This is a genomic window from Mesorhizobium sp. M1A.F.Ca.IN.020.03.2.1 (assembly GCF_004023205.1).
GTDB lineage: Bacteria > Pseudomonadota > Alphaproteobacteria > Rhizobiales > Rhizobiaceae > Mesorhizobium.
Map to the genome: position 1 here is coordinate 1 of NZ_RZSV01000496.1, position 714 is coordinate 714.

Here is a 714-nt window from a genome sequence, read left to right on the forward strand (position 1 = left end):
TCTCGATGGCGGCGAGGTCATCGACGTCCGACGCGCGGGCCTTGCGGATCTCGGCAGGCATGCGGGGTTTGGGAGAACCTCGATTGGATTAAAGGAAACGGCCCCGGTCAAAAGCAGCACCCCGGCCGAAGCGCCGGTCTTCATCAAGCGCTATCGCTCCTTGATTAGGGCCGAATTGTGACAGGTTCCGCGGCGGCAGAAAAGCACCACGGCTTTGAACTGAACCACTAATTCGAAACAGCGTAGGCCGTTGAAAACAGCCGCCTCCTCAGCTCGAAATACCGGCCAGAAGCTGGCCATAGGCGCTCTTGGCGACCTCCGACAGACGCTCCGGCGGCAATGTGCCGACGACGGCGCAGCCATAGCCCTTGTCCAGCCAATACACCGCTTCCGGACCGTCAGCCTCGGCCGTATAGGTTCCCTTGGTGGTCTGCGATGATTCGGCGGTGACGAAGAGCGAGATGCGCTCGCCCTTGGCGTCCTCGTAAAGCAACATCGCGGCCTTGCCACGCTCGCCCGCCGGCAACAGCCGGCCGCCGACGAGTGCGAAGCCCTCGGCCGCGAGATCGGGCGCCACCAGCTTCAGCCCTACCCGGTTGGACAGCCAGGTCTGCAGATGGTCCTTGTCGCTTGCCGGCACCTCAACCGCGTGACGCTTCTCGGCGGCGTAGATGAGATGGGCGGAAATCGCCTGCTCCGCAAGTTGGTCGTCGC

General features: G+C 63.4%; 2 protein-coding genes. One reads left to right on the forward strand and one right to left on the reverse strand.

The genetic code is table 11. The features are described 5' to 3' along the window. Positions 1–181 (forward strand): hypothetical protein (locus EOA79_RS33305; RefSeq protein WP_206639309.1); only part of this gene is annotated, 181 nt, incomplete at its 5' end. Positions 182–268: 87 nt separating this feature from the next. Here the strand turns inward: EOA79_RS33305 and EOA79_RS32350 are convergent. After that, positions 269–714 (reverse strand): anti-sigma factor (locus EOA79_RS32350; protein WP_164894087.1); only part of this gene is annotated, 446 nt, incomplete at its 5' end.